An 18670-nucleotide genomic window follows, 5' to 3' on the forward strand; every position below is an offset into this window, starting at 1 on the left:
CCGGCGGGAGCCGTCGACCATGTGGCCCTCGAAAACAGGAAAACGGGTGACGCGTCGTCTTCAGGCGGCTCTTGTTGCAGCCATCATCGCGATGGGCATGCTGGTGCCGACAGGCGCGCTTGCCCACGCCGCTTTGAAAAGCTCGACTCCGGCGGCCGGCGAGACGCTGGACCGCGTGCCGGACGAAATCGAACTGCATTTCAACGAGCCGGTCAGGCTCATCCGGGCTACGGCAATCGACGGCAACGGCACGAACCAGGCCTTGGACGCCGACACATCGGGTGCGGATGTCCGATTGCGCTTCTCCGATCCGAACATCCGCGGCACAGTGATGGTGAGCTACCGCGTCGAGTCCGAAGACGGCCACCCTGTCGGCGGCACTCTGGTGTTCGAAATCGGCACGCCTTCTGCAAAGCCGCCGGTTACGGTTGGCGAGGGCTCCGGTCTCTCTTTGCCGATCGCCATGTGGCTCGTGCACACCGCCACGGTTCTATTCCTGGCCTTCGTGGTTGGCGGCGCGCTGTTCGATCGTTGGTTGGGCGCCCGTAACAACCCAACAGCGAGGGCCGCGACCGTCATGCTGCCGGGAGCCGCGTTGCTGGCGGCGGGGCTTTACCTGCAGGGGCTGGACGAAGCGGGAAGCGGTCTGGTCCTTGCCGGCGCGGCACCGCTCGAGATCGCCGTGCAGGGCAATGCCGCAATTTGCGCCAGCCTGTTCTTCCTGTCGCTGCTGACGATCGCGCTCCCCCTCGCCCGCCGCAAAACCACCGGGCGCGTTCTTGCCGTCGTCGCCCTGATATTGGCGGCGAGCGCTTTTACCTTCAGCGGACACTGCAGCGCGGCGGACCCGCGCTGGCTGGCGAGAACCGCCATATTTCTCCACAGCGCGACGCTGCTGTTCTGGGCGGGAAGCCTTCCGCCGCTCTGGAAGCTCGGCCGGACATCGCCGAACCTGCGCCCGCTGAGCAGCTTCTCGCGGATGATTCCGATCCCGTTCTTCGTCATGATCCTTGCCGGGATCATGCTTGCGATAGTAGAGCTTCCGGCGCTCATCCAGCTCCTGTCGTCGCTCTACGGCCGGATCCTTACCGTCAAGGTCGCGCTCGTGGCCTGTCTTTGCATGGTGGCCGTCTACAATCGCTTCTGGCTCACAGCGCCGACATTGGCCGGAAATCCGGTTGCGAGGGAAAGGCTGCGCCGAAGCATCCTCTTCGAAATCATTCTTGCCGTCGCGATCATCGGCACGGCGGGCCTCTGGCGCTTTGCCGGTCCGGGACAGGTAGAGGCCGCCGAGGTTTCGCAGGTTCTATCGATCCATCTGCATTCCGAAAAAGCGATGGCTCAACTGGAGCTTGGAGCCGAGGCGAGCGGCACGAGGAAGGTTCACGTCGCAATCATGGGTCCCGATTTCGATGCCCTCGATCCCAGGCAGGTCGTTCTTCGCCTGAGAAATCCGGGGTCGGCGATCGAGCCTATCAAGTTCGAACTCACCAAAGCTCCGGAAGGCGGGTGGGAGGTGGAGGGGTGCCCGGTACGGGATCCGAAGGGCTGGCTCGCCGATCTCGAAGTGCTCGTGGATGATTTCCATGCAGTGCATCTCGAAGGTGGACTGTCGGACTGACGGCCGACCTATCACAGCCCTGTCTTGGCTTGCCCGCCCGGTAGCAGGAGGTCGAAGACGTGACCATAAGACGAAGTGGAGCGCCGCAACGATCCATTGTGTAGTTCCGCGATACGCTCCACGATCTTCAGCCCTATTCCAAGACTGTCCGTATTCCGGGTTTGGTGAGGGGGATCCTCTTGTCGAACGTCCCGCTTATCCTCGACGTGAATGCCGTATTCTCCCACCCTGACGATGATCTGCGTCGAATCCGGCGTATGGCGAACCGCGTTCTCGATCAGGTTGCGAAGGGCATCTTTGAGGAGGGCCGGCGCGGCGCTGACACTTGCCGTCTCGGCATCGGCGAACACCTCGAGCGAATGTTTGTTTTCGTAAACCCAAGGCGCAAGCTGCTCTGCAACACCTGTCGTGAGGGCGACGAGATCGACCTCTTCGAACGCGCTGTGATCGAACGTGTCCAGCCGCGCCAGCGCAGTCAGCTGAGCGACGAAATGCATGAGGTCGTCGAGATCTCCTTCGGCTCTCCGCGCCCTCGGATGGTCGATACGGCCGAGTTCGAGTTTGATGGCCGCAAGCGGTGTGCGGACCTCATGTGCAATGCCGGATGTCAATATCCTCTGTGAATTCATGAGGTCACCGACACGCTGAAACGCCCGATTTACGGCCACAGCGAGGTGAGCGATTTCTCGCGGCATTCCCTCGAACGGCAGATGAGATCTGGAATCCATCGGATCGATGAGTTCGGCAGCATCGGCCGCGGCCTTCACGGGCGTCAGAGCGCGGCGCACCGACCACAAAGTCGCCCCGAGAACAAGCCCGAGCAGGATGCTCATCGGCACGATCATATGCTCGAGAATCTCGTTCCAGAAGACGCCGGAGGCGAGATTCTCAGGATCGCCCACGGTGGCGACATCAACGAGAATCCGGTGCTCGCCGATCTTGAAGGCTCGCCCTCCGACCAGCGTGAGAGGTTTTCCAGGCTTGACGGTCCGAAGCCAGAAATCCGGCGGGTTGACCTCCGCGGGCAGAAATCGGCTTTCGCAGGCATCGTCGCAGGATTCGAAAATCAGATCGCCCCGGTCGTTCCGAATGCGGGCGACATAACCTGTTTGCGAATGTGCGTAGCGCCGGCTGATGGTTTCGGGCAGCTGGTAGGTAACTGCGCCGTCCCTATCCCCCACGCCCGAGGCAAGCCGCTCGGTCTCCTGCTCGACATACAGGCGGGAAAGCTCGCCTACATTCCAATAGTAGTCGGAAAAGATGACGCCCAGTTGGACCAACATCGCGACCATGGCGAAAAACGCGATCCTTCGCGTCAGAATGGCCGTCAGCGTGGGATTCGACCGAATCAATCACGTTCCTCGCGCAGCATGTAACCGACACCTCTCACGGTTTCGATGACGGCATCGGCGGGATGTCCCTCCAGTTTCCGGCGAAGTCGGGAGACCGCCAGCTCGACGGCATTGCTGCTGCGCTCGTCGCCGAACTCGGAGAAAGCGTGTTCGATCTTGCGCTTGGAAACCACCTTCCCGCCATTGCGCATCAGCAGTTCGAGCAGCGACTTTTCCGAGGGGGCGAGCGCCATCTCGGTGCCGTTGCAGGTAACCTGGCGGGACGCCATTTCGAACCTGACGTCAGCAAATTCCAATGTCGGCATTGTTGTCACCGGCGAGCGCCGCATCAGGGCGCGAATTCGCGCGATAAGTTCGCCATTGTTGAAGGGTTTGATCAGATAGTCGTCCGCCCCGGCATCCAGCCCGGCGATGCGCTCGTCGACGGCTCCCCGCGCCGTCAGCACAAGCACCGGGATCTGCTGCTTGGCGGCGCGCAGGGACTTCAGCACGGAGAGACCGTCCTCGTCGGGCAGGCCGAGATCGAGAAGAAGGAGATCATAGCCAGCGCCCTCAAGCGCAAGGCGGCCTTCATTCGCCGTCGCAAAGGCGTCGATGCGCCAACCGGCCTCGCGGATGGCTTCGCAAAGAAGTTCGCGAAGCCGGGCACTGTCCTCAATGAGAAGTATCCTCATGCTCTCTTTCGACCCGTCACCATGGACCAGACAAGATTCTCCCTATGTCTCCAGCTCTCAACCAATGCCGCCCCAGCATGGATGAAGGCCAGGATCATAATGCTGTTGGCGAGAGCACCGTGCACCTCCTCAAGCCACTTGTCGCCCCAGAAGGCATCGAGTGTCGTCATCCAGCCGGTTGCCGCGGTCATCGCAAGAAGCGTCATAAGGCTCAGCATCATGATCGATGCCACGGGATTGTGGCCGATGTAGCGCCGCTCCCTGCCGTTGATCATGCCGAGGATCTGCTCCCTGACTTTGCCGGGCGTTGGGAAGAAATCACCGAACCGCGCATGTCTGGTTCCGACGAAGCCCCAGATGATCCGCATGGCGATGGCAGCGGCGACGACATATCCGGTCAAACGATGCCAATATTTTCCTTCCCCCAAAACAAAAAGGTTGAGGATGCAGGCGGCAACGACAGTCCAGTGAAACAGCCTGACCATCGGGTCCCAGACCTTGACGGTATCGTTTACGGTCTCGGAGGGCCGAAGGCCCTCCTGCTCCTGCAACTGAACGGGCGTCATGATCAGTCGCCTTTCTGGACGATTTCGCCCGATACCGGATTGAAATAGACCTCGGCGCGATTGCCGTCCTTGTCCTTGCCGTAGATTTCGTAGCAGCTTCCGGTGATCTCGAAGGTTTTCACCTTGTAGCCCAGCGCATCGATCTTTTCCTTCATGGCTTTCTCCGGCATCCATTTGGACTTCGGCTCCTTGGTGCAGCTTGGGCTGGCGAGTGCCAAGGCTGGAGTTGTGGCCAGGATGACAAGGGCGACGGTCAGTTTCATTTTCATGGTTCGATCCTTTGCTTGTGCCTTCCATAAGGCGGCAAGCGACTGGATAGAGACCGGAAGCTGTCTGTTTGCTGTCGGCGAGATCATTCATGTGCGGCAGGCAGAGACCAGAGCCTGCAGACGACGGCATTGTTCAAGCCGCTTCGGTTTGCTCGATCGCATCCGTCAAGTCCCGCGCCCGTTCAGCCTCCACCGCCCGCTGCATCAATCTGATGATCTCGCGTTCCGATCTGATATGCCCACGCATCGAGCAGAAAAACGAACGCAGCTGGTATCCCACGGCCTCCCAGGAGAGCCGGCAGCGCCCCTCGCCTAGGGTTTCCAGCGTAACGGCGACGTCTTGAGCGGCGCCGCGATCAAACATACGTCCTGCCCGCCGGCGTTCGGCCGCATCGGCCTTGTCACTCGCTTCCATGATCAAGCCCAGTCCCGACGAAATAAGGCGCTCTTCGAGTTCATGCGTCGTCAGCAGGAGCGGGATCAGTCCGCTTGAGATACGGCCGCAGAGGCTTTCGTCGATATGGCAAGGCAGGAAGTCGGCGATTGCCTGGAGCACGTCGCACCATGCCATGAGCTGGCCGTAGCAGCTTTCGAGTTCTGCGAAATCGGTCGGGATCGGGTTTTTCATCATATTACCTCTGCAAGAATTGACCGACGGCGATCGCTATTGTCGCGAGAATCGCGGCGACGGCGCCCGTTCGCTGCAGAACGCCCATCTGATAAAGGGCGATTGCGAACACTGTGATCACGGGAGTGGCTATCGATAGCCCCATCTGCGCATCAGTCATCAGGATCTCCTCTCGGCAGAACCCTAGGCTGTATGACCGGCACGCTCTTTGCGATCGATCAAAGAGATGGCGTGATACCGCCAGCTCTGCCGATCAGGCGGCCTTGCTGTGCGTGCGTCCGAGCGAGCCGAAATAGGCGTCGAATGCCGCCGCAACGGCACGGACCATGAAGCGTGCGTCCTGGGAGACGACGATCCTGTTGTCGCGGATCGTCACGACGCCATCGGTCACGAGTTCGCCGAGACGTTCGTTACGCTCGACGAGGAAGCCGGTGTCGAAACCCAACTCTCTGCTCAGCCTTCCCAAATCGACTTCGAAATCGCACATCAGTCGCTCGATGATTCTGCCCCGAAGCTTGTCCTCTTCGGTCAGAAGATATCCCTTGGCCGTCGGCAGCACGCCGGACGCGACACGCTCCGCATAGAGACCCAGTGGCACGTGGTTCTGCATATACCCGGTCGGCAATCGCCCGATCGCCGAAGCGCCGAGGCCGATGAGGCTATCGCAATCGTCGGTGGTGTAGCCCTGGAAATTCCGCCTCATTTTCCCCTCGCGCGCGGCGACCGCCAACTGATCCTCCGGCAGCGCGAAGTGATCGAGCCCGATGCGCTCATATCCGGCTTTTTCAAGCTCCTGGGCGATGGCTTCGGCCTGTTCGTTGCGCTGCCTGGCATCCGGAAGCGATGCTTCGTCGATGAGGCGCTGATGCTTCTTGAAGGCAGGTATATGGGCATAGCCGAAAACGGCGAAACGTTCCGGACGCAACTGCGCGGCGAGCCGGACAGTTTCGACGCAGGATTGCACGGTCTGCTTGGGGAGGCCGTATATCAGGTCGAAATTGATGCTGGTAACCCCTGCAGACCGAAGCCCGGCGACCGCAGCCTCCGTCTGTTCGAAGGATTGCATCCGATGGATGGCGGCCTGCACCATCGGGTCGAAGCTCTGGACGCCGAGGCTCGCGCGGTCGACGCCGTTTTCGCCCAGCACTTCGATCATGGACGCGGCCAAGGTGCGCGGATCGATTTCGACCGCGACGCTGGCATCCGCCTCGAAAGCGAAGGCGCTCCTGAGCTTCGCCATCAGTGCCGTAAATTCCTGCGGCTTCATGATCGTCGGCGTGCCGCCGCCGAAATGAACGTTCTTGACGGGCACGTCGTTTCCGGCGGCAAAGGAGACGAGTTCGATCTCCTGGCTCATCACATCGAGATATTCGACAACGGGGGCGTCCTGCCGGGTGATGGTCGTGTGGCAGCCGCAATACCAGCACATCGAACGACAGAAGGGCACGTGAAGATAGACGGAAACCGGTCCGGCTTTTCCGATATTCGCGAGGCCCCTGACATATTCATCCGGCCCCACAGCGGCTGAAAAGGCCGGGGCCGTCGGGTAGCTCGTGTAACGCGGGAGCCGCGCATCGCCATATTTGGCGACCAAATTGTCGGACATTGTCGCATCCTTTATCAAAATCAGGATGCTTTATGACCTTCGGCCGCGCGGTCTTCCTTGTCCCAAATCAAAGAGGATGCTTGGCCGGGAATCATCCGGATATTTGTCCGCCGTCAAAGTGGCTTTCCGCAAAGCCCTTTACCGTCTCGTTCTGGCGCGGGACGAGCCGCGATCCCGCCAGTCTGCAAGATGCGGCAAAAGGAAACAGCCAGATGACCGATGCGCAAACCATCCACGCCGAAGCTCCCCACATCGATGTCAGGACGATACATCCTATCGAGCGGCATCCCCGGATTTTTGGCACGCTCAGCGCACTGACCCCCGGCGACGCCATGCTGATCACCAGCGATCATGAGCCCCGGCCCCTGCATTACCAGCTTGAAACCGCATTTCCGGGAAAATTCCTCTGGGAATATCTGGAACAGGGGCCTGACGTCTGGCGCGTACAGATCACCCGCCAGGATTCCGGTTGCGACTGCTGCTGCGGCAGCCACTGAGTTCGGGGCAGCGCGATGATGCCGGTGGGAGCAACACTGTCGCGTTGGACGATGTCATATTTCGGTGCGGCGCTCTTCTTCCTGCTTCTGGCCGAAGGCCTGCTTGCGGCCGGAGCCTGGGCGCCGTCGTCGAATGTCGCCGAACCCCATGCGCTGATTATCGTCCATTGCATCACGATCGGTTGGCTCGGCCTCCTCATGATCGGGGCGCTTCTGCAGTTTACCCCGGTTCTGACAGGCCTCAGCCTGCCGACCGGGCGGCTCGACCTGCCCTGCCTTGCGGGTTCCGTCGCCGGGCTCGGACTTCTCCTCTTCGGCTTTCATCTGATCGATACCGGGTCCGAGGCGGCAGGCCCGGTCATGGTCGCAGCATCATCGGTGCTGCCGGCATCGCTGTTGTCGATCGGATTCGTGCTGCTTTCCGGTCTGTGGCGCGGCAGGGCGGCTCACGCCGCCTCACCGCTCGTCATGATCGGCATGGCATGCCTTGCCGTGACCTTGGCATTGGGAGCACTGTTCGCCGTCACGGTTTCCGGGTTGACGGAGGCCACGGGCATCATCGCCTTCGTCGCGAATGCCGTGCCGTTCCATGCGAGTTTCGGCCTCGCCGGCTGGATGAGCTTCGCCGCGATCGGCGTCAGCTATAAGCTGCTGCCGATGTTCTTGCTTTCCGACGATATGAAGAGGGCGCCGTTCATTCGCGCCACGGGATTGCTTGCGGCGGGCACCCTTGCCGTGGCGATGGTTTCGACGATATTTGCACCCGTCCTGGGCCAGCGCCTTTTCCTGTTCGGATCGCTGCTCTTCCAGCTGCCGGTTGCGCCCTACCTCGCCGACCTGTTTTCGACCTACCGCGCGCGGCGCCGGAAGAGCCTCGAGCTCAACATGGTCGGATCCTTGCCGGCATTCGTTCTGCTGGGGCTTTCGGTGCCGATGTTGGCCATCGCCCTGGCATCGGATGCCGCGCCAGAGGTCTTCACCGCCATAGGCTACCTGTTCGTCTTCGGCTGGCTGACCGGGTTCGGCCTGTCGCAGCTCCTGAAGATCGTTCCGTTCCTCACCTGGATCGAAGCCTTCGGACCGCTGCTCGGACGCCGGCCGACACCGCGCCTGGCCGAGCTGATAAACGGACGCCGGGCGACGGCCTGGCTCTGCATCTTTTACCTCGCCGTCGTTGCGGCGGCGGCCGCGATCACGCTCGGATCGGATGCGGCTTTTCATCTTGCCACGATAGCCCAGACTTTTTCCACAGCAGCTCTTACGATCGAGCTCGCACTTGCCCGCACTCTGGCGAATGTCGATCCGGCCGCCAAGAGCGCACCCTTTCAACCGCCGGCGCTTTTTAGCGCCGCAAACCACAGAGGTAACGCCCATGGTTCAGCTTCGTGAACTCGACGTCAGACAGATCCTGCGCGACGGCGGGATGCCGTTCCAGCTCATTATGGATACTTTCGCAAAGCTCGGCCCCGACGAGGGCGTGCGGCTTCACGCCATATTCGAACCCATCCCCCTGATCCGCCAGCTGGAGCGGCGCGGCTATTCGCATCTCACCAAACGCCTGGCCGACGACGACTGGGAAATCGATTTCGTTCCGCAGGAGAAACCGGACAGCGATCCCATGCCGGCAGCTGCAACCGCGGAGGCGATCTGGCCGGAACCGACCTGGAACCTCGATCTGACCGACCTCGCACCGCCCGAACCGATGGAGCGCATCCTTTCTCGCCTGGAATCGATGGAAAGCGGTGAGGTGTTGTTCGCACTCCTGAACCGTGAGCCCGTCTTCCTGTTCAATGAGCTCAAGGCGCGAGGTCATGAGTGGATCGGCGATTTCGATGCCAGCGGCAAGATCTACAGGATCATGGTCAGGACAACGCCGGCGAATGTTTCCGATGTCCGCGCTTAAGGTCTCCAAACCAACGATCCTGGCGGCATTGCGCGGGATCGAAGACCCGGAACTCGGGACGGATATCGTGACGCTCGGGCTTATATACGGCATCGATATTTCGGATGATGGCGCGCTCAGAATAGAAATGACGACGACGACCCGCTTCTGTCCAGCCTCCGCCTTCATCGCCGAGGCGGTGAAGGCCAGGGCGGAAGAGGTCGAAGGCGTTTCGGCCGCCGTCGTCGACATGGTCTATGAGCCGGCCTGGTCGCCGGAAATGATCGGACGATTGCCGAGCGTGTGAATAGGAGCGCCGCCACCGGAAAACGGGGCGGCGCTCTCCCTCATGGATTGCGCGCGGCCAGAGGTTTGCGGTCCCGGCACAGGAACGGCGCATGTTCGAGCGCGAACAGCCCGAAGGCAACCGTCCAGCCGGCCGCGGACGCCATCAGTATCTGGGTCGTGAAAGCAGGCATCAGCTCCGCTATCGGCCGAAGCAGCGCAGCGGCGGCAAGCAGGATGTAGGATGCATTCGTCACCTGGCTCGACTTCAATTTCCGCCCCGTATGACCTCGGCTTGCTCGCGTCATGACCGCCAGCATCATCATGGACATGGCGCCGATCGCAAAGAGATGAAGAACGGCGACCTGGGGCAGCCCCATCGGCCCGAAGGCGACAGCAGCAAATCCGAGAGGTACGAAACCATAAGCGATGTGAAGCACGAAGAGGATGGGCTCCGGCCAGGTCGTCCATCCCCGCCAGCGGAAGAGCCGTATTCCGTTCATGATTGCAGCAACGGCGGCAGAAAAGCCGGTCGCGACGGATTCAGGCGCAATCGCCCAGGCAGCGAGAGAAATGGCGCCAACGACGATCGTCGCCGCGTCGAAGCCGTTGTAGGCGACGGGAAAATCCGTGCGGCCGCGCTGATTGATCCAGTTTCTGGTAAAGCTCGGCAGGATGCGCCCTCCGACGACCGTGACGAGCAGGATATAGGCGCCGAGGCCGAGACGGATGGCAAGCGCCGGATTGCCGTCTCGGATCACCTCGAGATGAAAGAAGACATTGGCCGCCGACAGAACCGCCAGCCCCGCGATGACCTTCAGGTCCTTCCATTTCCTTCCCGCAATTACCTCTCGCGCCGATAAGGCCAGCATGAGCGGGAGAAAGAGGCTGTCGATCGCGACGGCGGCCATCAAACCGATACTGTTACTGAACAGCATGACGATCCGGCCGATGCACCACACCGCAAAGAGTGCGGCCAGCGGGTGCCCTGAAATGGGAAGGCGGCCGGTCCAGTTCGGGATTGCGGTCAGGAGGAAGCCTGCCAGGACAGCCGGCGCGAAACCGAAGAGCATCTCGTGAGCATGCCAGTAGAGCGTACCGTAATCGCTCGCCACGGCGACGCCGTCGTTCAGGAACGCCACCCAGAGGCCGATACTGACGATCGCCCATAATGCTGCCGCCAGAAAGAAAGGCCGAAAGCCGTAGGAGAACAAGACCATTCCGGAGCGGCTCATTCCCCGCGGCGCCCTGGTCTCCACGTCCTTTATAGTCTGCATGATCAAGATCTCCATTTTGATCATACAGAAATGCCCGGATGGAAGACGGCAGTCGTTGAGATTACGCAAAGAAGATCTTTTGAACTTTGCGCCGGCACAAACAACCAGTTTGCGCCACGTCAAAGATTTCCTTCGGCTTTGTTCTACTCTCCCCTTCGACAGGGCGGCGTCCGCCCGGTCTTCGACTACAGGAGATAAGCAATGACGAATACTCTGCAAATGACCCGGCGCACGATGCTGACGGGTGCTGCTGTTGCCGGAGCGCTGACGCCAATCATCGTATCCAGCACGGTGGCCCATGCCGATGAAGAGGTCGCCGCAGCGGAAGCGCTGAAGACCGTCAAGCCGAGCAAGGTCGACATATCGAAGCTTCCCCGCGAGAAGGTCGAGCTCGTCAAGCCGCCTTTCGTTCATGCTCACGAGCAGAAGACCGCGGACGGGCCGAAGATCAAGGAGTTCACGCTTACCATCCAGGAAAAGAAGATGATCCTGGACAAGGAGGGCACCGAGATCAACGCCATGACCTTCGATGGATCGGTTCCCGGTCCCTTGATGGTGATCCATCAGGACGACTATGTCGAGCTCACGCTGGTAAATCCCGACACCAATGCGATGCAGCACAACATCGACTTCCATGCCGCCACCGGCGGGCTGGGCGGCGGGGCGCTGACGGTCGTCAATCCCGGCGAGAGCACCGTTCTTCGCTTCAAGGCGACCAAGGCCGGCGTCTTCGTCTATCACTGCGCCCCTCCCGGCATGGTTCCGTGGCACGTCACATCGGGCATGAACGGCGCGATCATGGTGCTGCCGCGCGAAGGTCTCAAGGACGGCAAGGGCAAGCCGCTCGTCTACGACAAGGTCTACTACGTCGGCGAACAGGACTTCTACGTGCCGCGCGACGAAACCGGCAAGTTCAAGACCTACGACAGCCCCGGAGAGGCCTATGAAGATACGGTGGCCGTGATGAAAACGCTGACGCCTACCCACATCGTCTTCAACGGCGCGGTCGGAGCCCTGACCGGTGACAATGCGATGACGGCCAAGGTCGGAGAAACCGTCCTGATCGTTCATTCGCAGGCCAACCGGGATACCCGGCCGCATCTGATCGGCGGACATGGCGAATATGTCTGGGCAACCGGCAAATTCCTCAACCCGCCCGACACGGACCAGGAAACCTGGTTCATCCCCGGCGGCACGGCAGGTGCCGCCCTCTATACCTTCGCTCAGCCAGGCATTTATGCCTACGTGAACCATAACCTTATCGAGGCCTTCGAGCTGGGGGCAGCGGCCCACTTTAAGGTGACCGGCGAATGGGACGACGATCTCATGACCTCGGTCCGGGCACCGTCGGCAAGCTGACCTGGCGGAGGGGGCGGTGCGCGGGTCAGGGGTGGCCCGCGCACCAATCTCATTTTGGGGGCGCTATCTGCGTAAAACCATGGCCCGCATTGCAGCCATCGAACCAGTTTCAGGCATATCGATCGCAATTCCTCTTGCGCTGCTCGTGGCACTTTCTGTGGCTGTCGCAGTGCAATCGGGATTGCTCGTGACGGCAAGCCCCGACGGGGCCGTTGCCGCCCCGCAGACCGTCGTGATCGCGCCGCATGGCTTCGCCTACCGCGACGCCACCGAATATTTCCGCAACGGCCTGGCCGTGGATGCGCCCAAGCTGGATAGGGAAGTGACCACGACGCTCGAAATCATGAAATATCAGACCACGCTTCGCGACTATAACCGCTGCGTGGCCGATGCCCGTTGCGAGCCGGCCGAACAGCGATATGACACGCTGTCGCAGGAGAAACTTCCCGCGACCGGCGTGAGCTATGACGATGCGGTCCGCTACGCGGCCTGGCTGTCGGAACGCACCGGCGCCGAATGGCGGCTGCCGAGCGATTTCGAGCTGGCCTATGCCGCGGCCGATCGTTTTCCCGACGATGCTCTCGGAATCGATCCCAACGACAAGAACGCGGCAAACCGCTGGCTTGCGGACTACGAACGCGAAGCCCGCAGGGCTGCAGCGATCGACCCACGGCCGCAGCCGCAGGGCTCGTTCGGAATCAGCCAAACCGGACTGGTCGATTTCGCCGGCAACGTCTGGGAGTGGACTTCGACCTGCAACAAACGGATCGATCTCGATAGAAACGATCCTGCGGCGGAGCCGGACCCCAGGAATTGCGGCATCATGATAGCAGCAGGCAAACACCGCGCCCCGATGAGCAGTTTCGTGCGAAATCCCAAGGGCGGCGGATGCTCGGTCGGAAGTCCGCCCGACAATCTCGGCTTCCGCCTCATTCGCAGGCCGGGTTTTCTGGAAAGCGTGAAAGACTTTGCGCAAAGAGCAATGGCGGAAATGTTCGCACCGGCGACGAGTGCCCAGGGCAGAGCAGGATGACGATGAAAATTGACCGGACGATTTTGAAATCATTGCCGCTCTTCGAGCGCATGACCGACGCGGATCTCGATTCGATGCTGCAGCACGCGTCGCCGCGTCGCATCGTCCCGGGAGACGCGGTTTTCGAGCAAGGCGCTCGGGCAAAGTCGTTCTTCCTTCTCCTGCACGGCCGTCTCAAGGTGACGCAAGTGACGCAGGACGGACAGCAGATCATCGTTCGGATGGTTCATCCCGGCGACCTGTTCGGCTTTGCAATGGCGCTCCGCCGGGAGGATTACCCGGGAAAAGCCGTTGCGGCGGCCGAGAGCCTCGTCATTGCCTGGCCGACGGACATGTGGCCGCGGTTCGTCGAACAGAACCCGCGCCTTGCCGTGACCGCGATGCAGACGATAGGCCAAAGATTGGAGGAAGCGCACACGCGCATCCGGGAAATGTCGACAGAGGAAGTGGAAAAGCGGGTGGCCCACGCCGTCCTCAGGCTTTCCAAACAGGCTGGCCGGCCGGTTGAAACGGGCATCCGCATCGATTTCCCGATATCGCGCCAGGATATCGCCGAAATGACCGGAACGACGCTGCACACGGTCTCGAGAATTCTCAGTGCATGGGAGGCGAAGGGAATGGTGGAGGGCGGCCGCCAGAAGCTGACGGTGACCGATCCGCAAAAGCTCCTCAATCTCGCCGATGGCATACGGGATTGATGCCGATCGGGAATTGCCTGCAAAACCGGGAGAATGAGCTTGATAGAGTTCCTTGCCGCCTTTGCGCTTTTCGTAGCGCTTCACTCCGCCCCGGCCGTACCGGTCATTCGCTCCGGGATCATTCACCGCGTCGGTCGGCCGATCTATTTCGTCGGCTATTCTACAGTTTCCATTCTGGCGCTGATCTGGGTTTTCTCCTCGGCGCTCGCAATGGAGTACATGCCCCTGTGGGAGTTGCAGCCATGGCATGCCGCGGTCACTTTTGTACTCGCACCCCTGCGCATCTTCCTCGTCATCGCGGGACTTTTGAGCGCCAACCCTCTTTCTATCACGCTGAACCCATCGCCCACACTCGGCTCCGTCACCAAAATCACCAGACATCCCGTCCCTTGGGGATTTGCCGTCTGGGCAGGCGGCCATATCGCCGCAAACGGCGATCTGCGCTCCCTATTGCTGTTCGGAGGGTTTGCCGGGTTTGCATTGGCCGCGATTCCGATGATCGAAAAAAGAGCGAAACGGCGCCTTGGCAGCACGTGGACTGATCTGGCGGAACATACTTCGATCTGGCCGCTTGCCGCCTGTTTCAAAGGAGAGCAGCCGATGATCGACATGCCGATGTTGCTCGCGGTCCTCGTGACTGCAAGCCTGACAGCGTGGCTCCTATTCGCAGGAGGTCACAGCGCGATGTTCGGTGCCGATCCCGTCGCCATCTTTGCCTGACCCAACGCGCTGCCGCCCCGCCGCGAGACAATGACCGGCACGCGCCGCCGTGGCCACGCGGATATACCGGCATCGCATTGATCGAGGTCAAAGTGTCTTTGCGCTGGCGTCGTAACGTTGAAGAAAATCTGGAAGCAACCGCGACCAGCCTATGAGCGGAGCAATAGAATGCCGTACGATGTCATTGCAGCGAGCCTGAACGCGAGGGATAAGTCCGGGCGCATCGAGGTGCGTTTCGGCGCCGACAAAAAGACCGTTGTCGTCTCGCGACGCGCATTGCTGTCTATAGCCTCGCCACCTCGTGCCACCGAAGTGCGCCTTCTTCAGCACATCGACACGTTCTGTGAAATTGCGGCAAGCTGCCTCGCATCGGAGGGAATGGACGGGGATACGATTCTGATCACCGCAAACGACGTCCGCAGGTGGTGCCATGCCTGGGAAACATCCGGCTTGGCGGCCGAAGCGCCGGCAGCACCCCGCCTTCTGCCGATTTGAGGCCGGATTCCGAATCCGGATCTGAATCGAAGCAGTAGACCATGAAACGCCGCTCGCTTTTCGGCATCATTCCCTCCCGATCCCGATGAGGACAACCGACCGGCTGCTGGTGACATCGGGACAGCGAGCGTGTTAAAGACGATGCCATTGGACACGATCTGTAACGAGCAACGGCTTGACGGATGGACGATGGCAACAGCTCAGAATGACGCGCATCTTCTCGTCGTTGACGACGACCCGCGCATTCGCCAGATGTTGACGCGCTATTTCGAGGGCGAGGGCTACTCAGTCTCCGCCGCCTCCGACGGGACCGAGATGCGGGTACGCCTGCGCCAGCAGACTTTCGATGCCATACTCCTCGATCTTGTCCTTCCCGGCGGCACTGATGGTCTCGATCTTGCCCGTGAAATTCGAGCCACCTCGGATGTCCCGATCATGATGCTGACCGGCCGGGACGATGTCGTCGACCGAATCGTCGGCCTGGAGGTCGGCGCCGACGACTACATCGCCAAGCCTTTCCATCTCCGGGAAGTCCATGCCCGCCTGAAGTCGATCCTGCGCCGCCGGCAATCTTCGCCGCGCAATGCCGAAGCCGCGAGCGAGGAGATCGTCGGCTTCGAGGATTGGAAGCTCAATCTCAGCCGTCGTCAGCTTCTCGACCCCGATGGCGCGGAGGTCGAGTTGACGACCGGCGAATTCGACATGCTGGCGACCTTCGTGCGGCATGCCGGCCGGGTCCTCACGCGCGATGTGCTGATGGATCTCACTCGGGGACGAAATCTCGAAGCCTTCGACCGGACGATCGACGCTCAGATCGTCCGCCTGCGCCGCAAGATCGAAACCGATCCGAAGAAGCCGCAATTCATCAAGGCCGTGCGCGGCGTCGGCTACGTCTTCACCGCCAGGCTCGACTGACGTTTCAAAACCGCCATGCCCAGACCAGCCATTTCCTCCGTGACGAGGAACTGGTCAGGCAGAGTTTCTCCGAGAGACCGGATCCTATTCGGGATTACGTCTGTCACTCCCGGTTTATCACGGCATTGGAGGACTGCCGGAAGGCGGCGTCTCCTGATTAACGTCAGGTCCACAGGGTTATTTAGGGCTCTCGACAGGCGGTGCCCCTTTGACCCAAGGAGATTTCAGCGATGCTTGACGGAAATCAACGATAGTCGCTCAAGACGGCACCATCATGACGTCTGACCTGAAAGAGGTTCGTCGTGAGCGATATTGAGCTTCAAAGACACATCTCGATGCGCTGCAATTCAAGCCGAGCGCCGATGCCGCCCATATCTGGCCGGCGACAGCGGCGTCGTGCCTGTGACGGACCGCACCAAGCGTGTCGCGCACTCGACGACCGGCTGTCGGTCGGGCAACGGCCGGCAAACGGCGGCCAGGAGGATGTCAATGACGAACGAAGAGATGGAAAACAAACTGAAAGTCTTGAAGACGGACTTGCAACGCCGGCTATCGGCGATTGACGCCGATCTCGGTGCTGCGCTGGATCCAGATAGCGAGGATCGTATCACGCAGGTCGAGAACGATCAGGTGCTGACGGAAATGAGACGGGAAGCGCGTGAACAGATCGCATCGATCGACGCTGCTCTCGAGCGCCTTAAACGCGAAACGTTCGGTCGTTGTGTCAGATGTCTCCGCCCAATCGAGACAGAACGGCTGAATGCTCTCCCCTACACACCCTTTTGCGTGGCATGTGCTCACCTGGCGGTCTAGCGAGTGACATCGCAGACTGCCTGCAGAGATCGCGTGAATGACGCTGTCGGGTAGTGTGCCCCGATGGCGGGGCACGCCCATTCGCTGACAAGCTTGTCGTCCGCGACCGAAAGCGACGGGATTGTGGCACGCTCGATGAAGAGGCGTGCGGGGCAACGGCACTTGCCGGGGCGTTTGCGATTCATCAATGCGTGAAACGGGCATCGGCCTATCATGACATCGCAAACATGAGCGAAAGGAGCGCGTCATGTCATTGGGATTACGCGAATACACGCAGGCCGAGTGCTATTCGGCCCTGGAAGAGGCGCGTTTTGGGCATCTGGCCTGCTGCAAAGACAGCCAGCCATATGTCGTGCCGATCTATTTTTCATACGAAAATGGCGTGGCCTATTGTTTCTCGATGCCTGGCCGCAAGCTGGAATGGATGCGAGAAAACGATAAGGTTTGCCTGCAAGTGGATCAGCGGGTGGGCGGCGGCTGGGCGAGCGTCATTGTCGAGGGAAAGTTCGAGGAGTTTCCCGATGCCGATGTCGGGAGGAGCCAACGTCTGCACGCATGGGAGCTGTTGCAGAAGCACTCGGATTGGTGGGAAGTTGGTTCGCTCAAGCCGAAAGAGCTTCCGGTCCTGGCCGAGTCGCCGCACGTATTCTTCGGAATTTTTGTCCACGCTTTATCGGGCCGCGTTGTTTTCAGAAGTGACTAAAGGCTGGAGCCGGGAGATGCCGAGAGCGTAAAACTGCACATGATGCAGCGCGCGATGTTTGGCGCCACGCTCGAGATCAATTTTTCCAGCGGCCGGGCTCAGCAGCGGCAGGAGCCCTGATGCCTTCGTCACAAGGTCAGATGCCAAGTGGATCGTCTGATCCCGCCAGAAGAGGATTGATGATACATGTCATCCAATTGCAAAGGCTTTTGGACGACATGCACAAGGACAGGACCCGGACACGCCGCTCCGGAGAAGGCCGATCCCTATAGGGCGGTCTCGCAGCCGAACGTGTCGAAACGTAAGGCCCGGCAATTTCAATGGGCCATGAATATCGGCATCTTGCTTTCCTCGATCATGCTGCGGGTCACCCCGCCAAAGATCGTTTGCTGCCAGCGGGGATGATTGTAGGCGCCCATGACGATGAGATCGGCGGATACGTCGACCGCGTGCTGCCGCAGGACCTCGTCTGCCGGCTGTCCGCCGCTGGCGACGCGGTCCACCTGGACCTTGACGCCGTGACGCGCGAGATAGGCGGCAATGTCTGCGCCTGGCTCTTCCCCGTTCACGCCTGCCCTTGCCACCGGATCCACCATGGTTACGTAGACGGTGTCGGCCTGCTTGAGCAGGTCAAGCGACTGGCGAGCGGCCCGGGAAGCTTCATCGCTCGAATCCCATGCGAGAAGAACCGATCTCGACGATGAATTCATTGCTCGCGTTCCGCGGTTGATGAGGATCGGAGTGGGCGTTCGGAAGAGAGCACCGTCGATGATACGTTTGCGAAGCTCTTCGTCGCGGGCCGCCTGCCGTCCGATCAGGACCACATCGGCATAGAGAGCCCTTTCGGCGATATCCTCGTCTGCCAAAGCGAATTCGGTATAGACGTCCTGAACCTCGTAGGAGATATCGCTTCGGCCGAGAATTTCCTTGATCTCTTCAGTCTTGTGGGAAAGCGCATTGATCTCGCGCTGCCGCTCCTCGATCCAGACGGGCGAGATGGCATTATAGTCCCCGATGATCGGAGACGCTCCCAGCGCGATTACGAGCGCATTCAGATGCGCGCCCTGAGCGCCGCAAAAGTCGATTGCGGTTTTCAGATCTTCCTCGAACTGGTTGACGCCGAGGATGCTTAATACCGTCCTGATTGTCATGTCGATATACCTCTCTGATTGGTGTCAGAAGGATAACCAGCCTGGCGGCCCGTTCCTTGACCTTCGTCAAAGCGATGTCGATTTTGGCGGTATAGCCTGTCTAAAGGATGTAGCCGACAGCAAGAG

Annotated in this window: 22 protein-coding genes; 13 read left to right on the top strand and 9 right to left on the bottom strand. The window is 60.6% G+C overall.

The annotated features are described in order from the left end of the window. The first annotated feature begins 46 nt into the window (after positions 1-46). A complete protein-coding gene (locus AF337_RS10660; RefSeq protein ID WP_244471214.1) occupies positions 47-1621 on the top strand; it encodes a copper resistance CopC/CopD family protein in 1575 nt (524 codons plus the stop codon). A gap of 11 nt (positions 1622-1632) precedes the next feature. On the opposite strand, the gene AF337_RS10665 is transcribed toward AF337_RS10660, so the two are convergent. The 7 genes from AF337_RS10665 to hemN form a co-directional block, all read right to left on the bottom strand. Then, complete coding sequence (locus tag AF337_RS10665) at positions 1633-2973, bottom strand: sensor histidine kinase (RefSeq protein ID WP_049732180.1); 1341 nt, start codon at positions 2971-2973, stop codon at positions 1633-1635. Continuing rightward, complete coding sequence (locus AF337_RS10670; protein ID WP_049732181.1) at positions 2970-3647, bottom strand: response regulator; 678 nt, start codon at positions 3645-3647, stop codon at positions 2970-2972. The genes AF337_RS10665 and AF337_RS10670 overlap by 4 nt, the downstream gene beginning before the upstream one ends. Continuing rightward, positions 3644-4213, bottom strand: coding sequence for a cytochrome b/b6 domain-containing protein (locus tag AF337_RS10675; protein ID WP_049732182.1), 570 nt, complete (start codon positions 4211-4213; stop codon positions 3644-3646). Before AF337_RS10675 ends, AF337_RS10670 begins: the two co-directional genes overlap by 4 nt. A gap of 2 nt (positions 4214-4215) precedes the next feature. Beyond that, positions 4216-4482, bottom strand: a complete 267-nt coding sequence (locus AF337_RS10680) for a PepSY domain-containing protein (protein ID WP_049732183.1) — start codon at positions 4480-4482, stop codon at positions 4216-4218. A 133-nt stretch (positions 4483-4615) separates the two neighbouring features. After that, positions 4616-5110: a hypothetical protein gene (locus AF337_RS10685; RefSeq protein ID WP_049732207.1), complete on the bottom strand. Its 495-nt coding sequence runs from the start codon at positions 5108-5110 to the stop codon at positions 4616-4618. A gap of 4 nt (positions 5111-5114) precedes the next feature. Beyond that, on the bottom strand, positions 5115-5270 hold the full coding sequence (locus tag AF337_RS43610) for a hypothetical protein (protein WP_167347738.1): 156 nt from the start codon (positions 5268-5270) through the stop codon (positions 5115-5117). Between the two features lie 93 nt (positions 5271-5363). Further along, positions 5364-6716, bottom strand: a complete 1353-nt coding sequence (hemN, locus tag AF337_RS10690; RefSeq protein WP_049732184.1) for an oxygen-independent coproporphyrinogen III oxidase — start codon at positions 6714-6716, stop codon at positions 5364-5366. A gap of 212 nt (positions 6717-6928) precedes the next feature. On the opposite strand from hemN, the gene AF337_RS10695 reads away from it, so the two are divergent. Genes AF337_RS10695 through AF337_RS10710 form a run of 4 tightly spaced genes read left to right on the top strand, consistent with a single transcriptional unit; the run spans position 6929 to position 9402 of the window. Then, the gene (locus tag AF337_RS10695; protein WP_049732185.1) at positions 6929-7213 is read left to right on the top strand and encodes a DUF2249 domain-containing protein; all 285 of its coding nucleotides are present in this window, start codon (positions 6929-6931) and stop codon (positions 7211-7213) included. 15 nt (positions 7214-7228) lie between these two features. Then, complete coding sequence (locus tag AF337_RS10700; RefSeq protein WP_049732186.1) at positions 7229-8602, top strand: hypothetical protein; 1374 nt, start codon at positions 7229-7231, stop codon at positions 8600-8602. Then, positions 8586-9116 (top strand): DUF2249 domain-containing protein, encoded by a 531-nt coding sequence (locus AF337_RS10705; protein ID WP_049732187.1) that lies wholly within the window; start codon positions 8586-8588, stop codon positions 9114-9116. Before AF337_RS10700 ends, AF337_RS10705 begins: the two co-directional genes overlap by 17 nt. Next, the gene (locus AF337_RS10710; protein ID WP_082336786.1) at positions 9103-9402 is read left to right on the top strand and encodes a metal-sulfur cluster assembly factor; all 300 of its coding nucleotides are present in this window, start codon (positions 9103-9105) and stop codon (positions 9400-9402) included. Before AF337_RS10705 ends, AF337_RS10710 begins: the two co-directional genes overlap by 14 nt. 40 nt (positions 9403-9442) lie before the next feature. Here AF337_RS10710 and AF337_RS10715 read toward each other — a convergent pair whose 3' ends face one another. Further along, positions 9443-10657 (bottom strand): NnrS family protein, encoded by a 1215-nt coding sequence (locus tag AF337_RS10715; protein ID WP_082336789.1) that lies wholly within the window; start codon positions 10655-10657, stop codon positions 9443-9445. 201 nt (positions 10658-10858) lie between these two features. Between AF337_RS10715 and nirK the strand changes: the two genes are divergently transcribed. The 8 genes from nirK (at position 10859) to AF337_RS10755 (ending at position 17393) form a co-directional block, all read left to right on the top strand. Next, on the top strand, positions 10859-12016 hold the full coding sequence (gene nirK, locus AF337_RS10720) for a copper-containing nitrite reductase (protein WP_049732190.1): 1158 nt from the start codon (positions 10859-10861) through the stop codon (positions 12014-12016). A 79-nt stretch (positions 12017-12095) separates the two neighbouring features. Continuing rightward, positions 12096-13049 carry an SUMF1/EgtB/PvdO family nonheme iron enzyme gene (locus AF337_RS10725; protein WP_049732191.1) on the top strand — a complete coding sequence of 318 codons (954 nt, stop codon included), beginning with the start codon at positions 12096-12098 and terminating at the stop codon, positions 13047-13049. 2 nt (positions 13050-13051) lie between these two features. Then, the gene (locus AF337_RS10730; protein WP_049732208.1) at positions 13052-13747 is read left to right on the top strand and encodes a Crp/Fnr family transcriptional regulator; all 696 of its coding nucleotides are present in this window, start codon (positions 13052-13054) and stop codon (positions 13745-13747) included. A gap of 33 nt (positions 13748-13780) precedes the next feature. After that, positions 13781-14467 (top strand): NnrU family protein, encoded by a 687-nt coding sequence (locus tag AF337_RS10735; RefSeq protein ID WP_082336787.1) that lies wholly within the window; start codon positions 13781-13783, stop codon positions 14465-14467. Between the two features lie 168 nt (positions 14468-14635). Further along, entirely contained in the window at positions 14636-14962 is a 327-nt protein-coding gene (locus AF337_RS10740; RefSeq protein ID WP_049732193.1) for a hypothetical protein, read from the top strand. A gap of 189 nt (positions 14963-15151) precedes the next feature. Then, positions 15152-15877 carry a response regulator gene (locus AF337_RS10745; RefSeq protein WP_049732194.1) on the top strand — a complete coding sequence of 242 codons (726 nt, stop codon included), beginning with the start codon at positions 15152-15154 and terminating at the stop codon, positions 15875-15877. Between the two features lie 489 nt (positions 15878-16366). Beyond that, positions 16367-16690, top strand: a complete 324-nt coding sequence (locus AF337_RS10750) for a TraR/DksA family transcriptional regulator (RefSeq protein WP_049732195.1) — start codon at positions 16367-16369, stop codon at positions 16688-16690. Between the two features lie 247 nt (positions 16691-16937). Further along, complete coding sequence (locus AF337_RS10755) at positions 16938-17393, top strand: pyridoxamine 5'-phosphate oxidase family protein (RefSeq protein ID WP_049732196.1); 456 nt, start codon at positions 16938-16940, stop codon at positions 17391-17393. A 317-nt stretch (positions 17394-17710) separates the two neighbouring features. Here AF337_RS10755 and AF337_RS10760 read toward each other — a convergent pair whose 3' ends face one another. Then, a complete protein-coding gene (locus tag AF337_RS10760) occupies positions 17711-18544 on the bottom strand; it encodes a universal stress protein (RefSeq protein ID WP_049732197.1) in 834 nt (277 codons plus the stop codon). Between the last annotated feature and the right edge of the window lie 126 nt (positions 18545-18670).

The sequence above is a fragment of the Rhizobium ecuadorense genome (assembly GCF_001187535.1).
Classification (GTDB): domain Bacteria; phylum Pseudomonadota; class Alphaproteobacteria; order Rhizobiales; family Rhizobiaceae; genus Rhizobium; species Rhizobium ecuadorense.

Bases quoted from the DNA above. Each gene is read 5' to 3' on its own strand.
- AF337_RS43610 (WP_167347738.1), bottom strand. From the start codon at position 5,270: ATGACTGATGCGCAGATGGGGCTATCGATAGCCACTCCCGTGATCACA.
- AF337_RS10755 (WP_049732196.1), top strand. From the start codon at position 16,938: ATGTCATTGGGATTACGCGAATACACGCAGGCCGAGTGCTATTCGGCC.
- AF337_RS10725 (WP_049732191.1), top strand. From the start codon at position 12,096: ATGGCCCGCATTGCAGCCATCGAACCAGTTTCAGGCATATCGATCGCA.
- AF337_RS10675 (WP_049732182.1), bottom strand. From the start codon at position 4,213: ATGACGCCCGTTCAGTTGCAGGAGCAGGAGGGCCTTCGGCCCTCCGAG.
- AF337_RS10750 (WP_049732195.1), top strand. From the start codon at position 16,367: ATGACGAACGAAGAGATGGAAAACAAACTGAAAGTCTTGAAGACGGAC.
- nirK (WP_049732190.1), top strand. From the start codon at position 10,859: ATGACGAATACTCTGCAAATGACCCGGCGCACGATGCTGACGGGTGCT.
- AF337_RS10735 (WP_082336787.1), top strand. From the start codon at position 13,781: ATGAGCTTGATAGAGTTCCTTGCCGCCTTTGCGCTTTTCGTAGCGCTT.
- AF337_RS10685 (WP_049732207.1), bottom strand. From the start codon at position 5,110: ATGAAAAACCCGATCCCGACCGATTTCGCAGAACTCGAAAGCTGCTAC.
- AF337_RS10700 (WP_049732186.1), top strand. From the start codon at position 7,229: ATGATGCCGGTGGGAGCAACACTGTCGCGTTGGACGATGTCATATTTC.
- AF337_RS10715 (WP_082336789.1), bottom strand. From the start codon at position 10,657: ATGCAGACTATAAAGGACGTGGAGACCAGGGCGCCGCGGGGAATGAGC.
- AF337_RS10745 (WP_049732194.1), top strand. From the start codon at position 15,152: ATGGCAACAGCTCAGAATGACGCGCATCTTCTCGTCGTTGACGACGAC.
- AF337_RS10760 (WP_049732197.1), bottom strand. From the start codon at position 18,544: ATGACAATCAGGACGGTATTAAGCATCCTCGGCGTCAACCAGTTCGAG.
- AF337_RS10695 (WP_049732185.1), top strand. From the start codon at position 6,929: ATGACCGATGCGCAAACCATCCACGCCGAAGCTCCCCACATCGATGTC.
- AF337_RS10730 (WP_049732208.1), top strand. From the start codon at position 13,052: ATGAAAATTGACCGGACGATTTTGAAATCATTGCCGCTCTTCGAGCGC.
- AF337_RS10705 (WP_049732187.1), top strand. From the start codon at position 8,586: ATGGTTCAGCTTCGTGAACTCGACGTCAGACAGATCCTGCGCGACGGC.
- AF337_RS10740 (WP_049732193.1), top strand. From the start codon at position 14,636: ATGCCGTACGATGTCATTGCAGCGAGCCTGAACGCGAGGGATAAGTCC.
- hemN (WP_049732184.1), bottom strand. From the start codon at position 6,716: ATGTCCGACAATTTGGTCGCCAAATATGGCGATGCGCGGCTCCCGCGT.
- AF337_RS10710 (WP_082336786.1), top strand. From the start codon at position 9,103: ATGTCCGCGCTTAAGGTCTCCAAACCAACGATCCTGGCGGCATTGCGC.
- AF337_RS10670 (WP_049732181.1), bottom strand. From the start codon at position 3,647: ATGAGGATACTTCTCATTGAGGACAGTGCCCGGCTTCGCGAACTTCTT.
- AF337_RS10680 (WP_049732183.1), bottom strand. From the start codon at position 4,482: ATGAAAATGAAACTGACCGTCGCCCTTGTCATCCTGGCCACAACTCCA.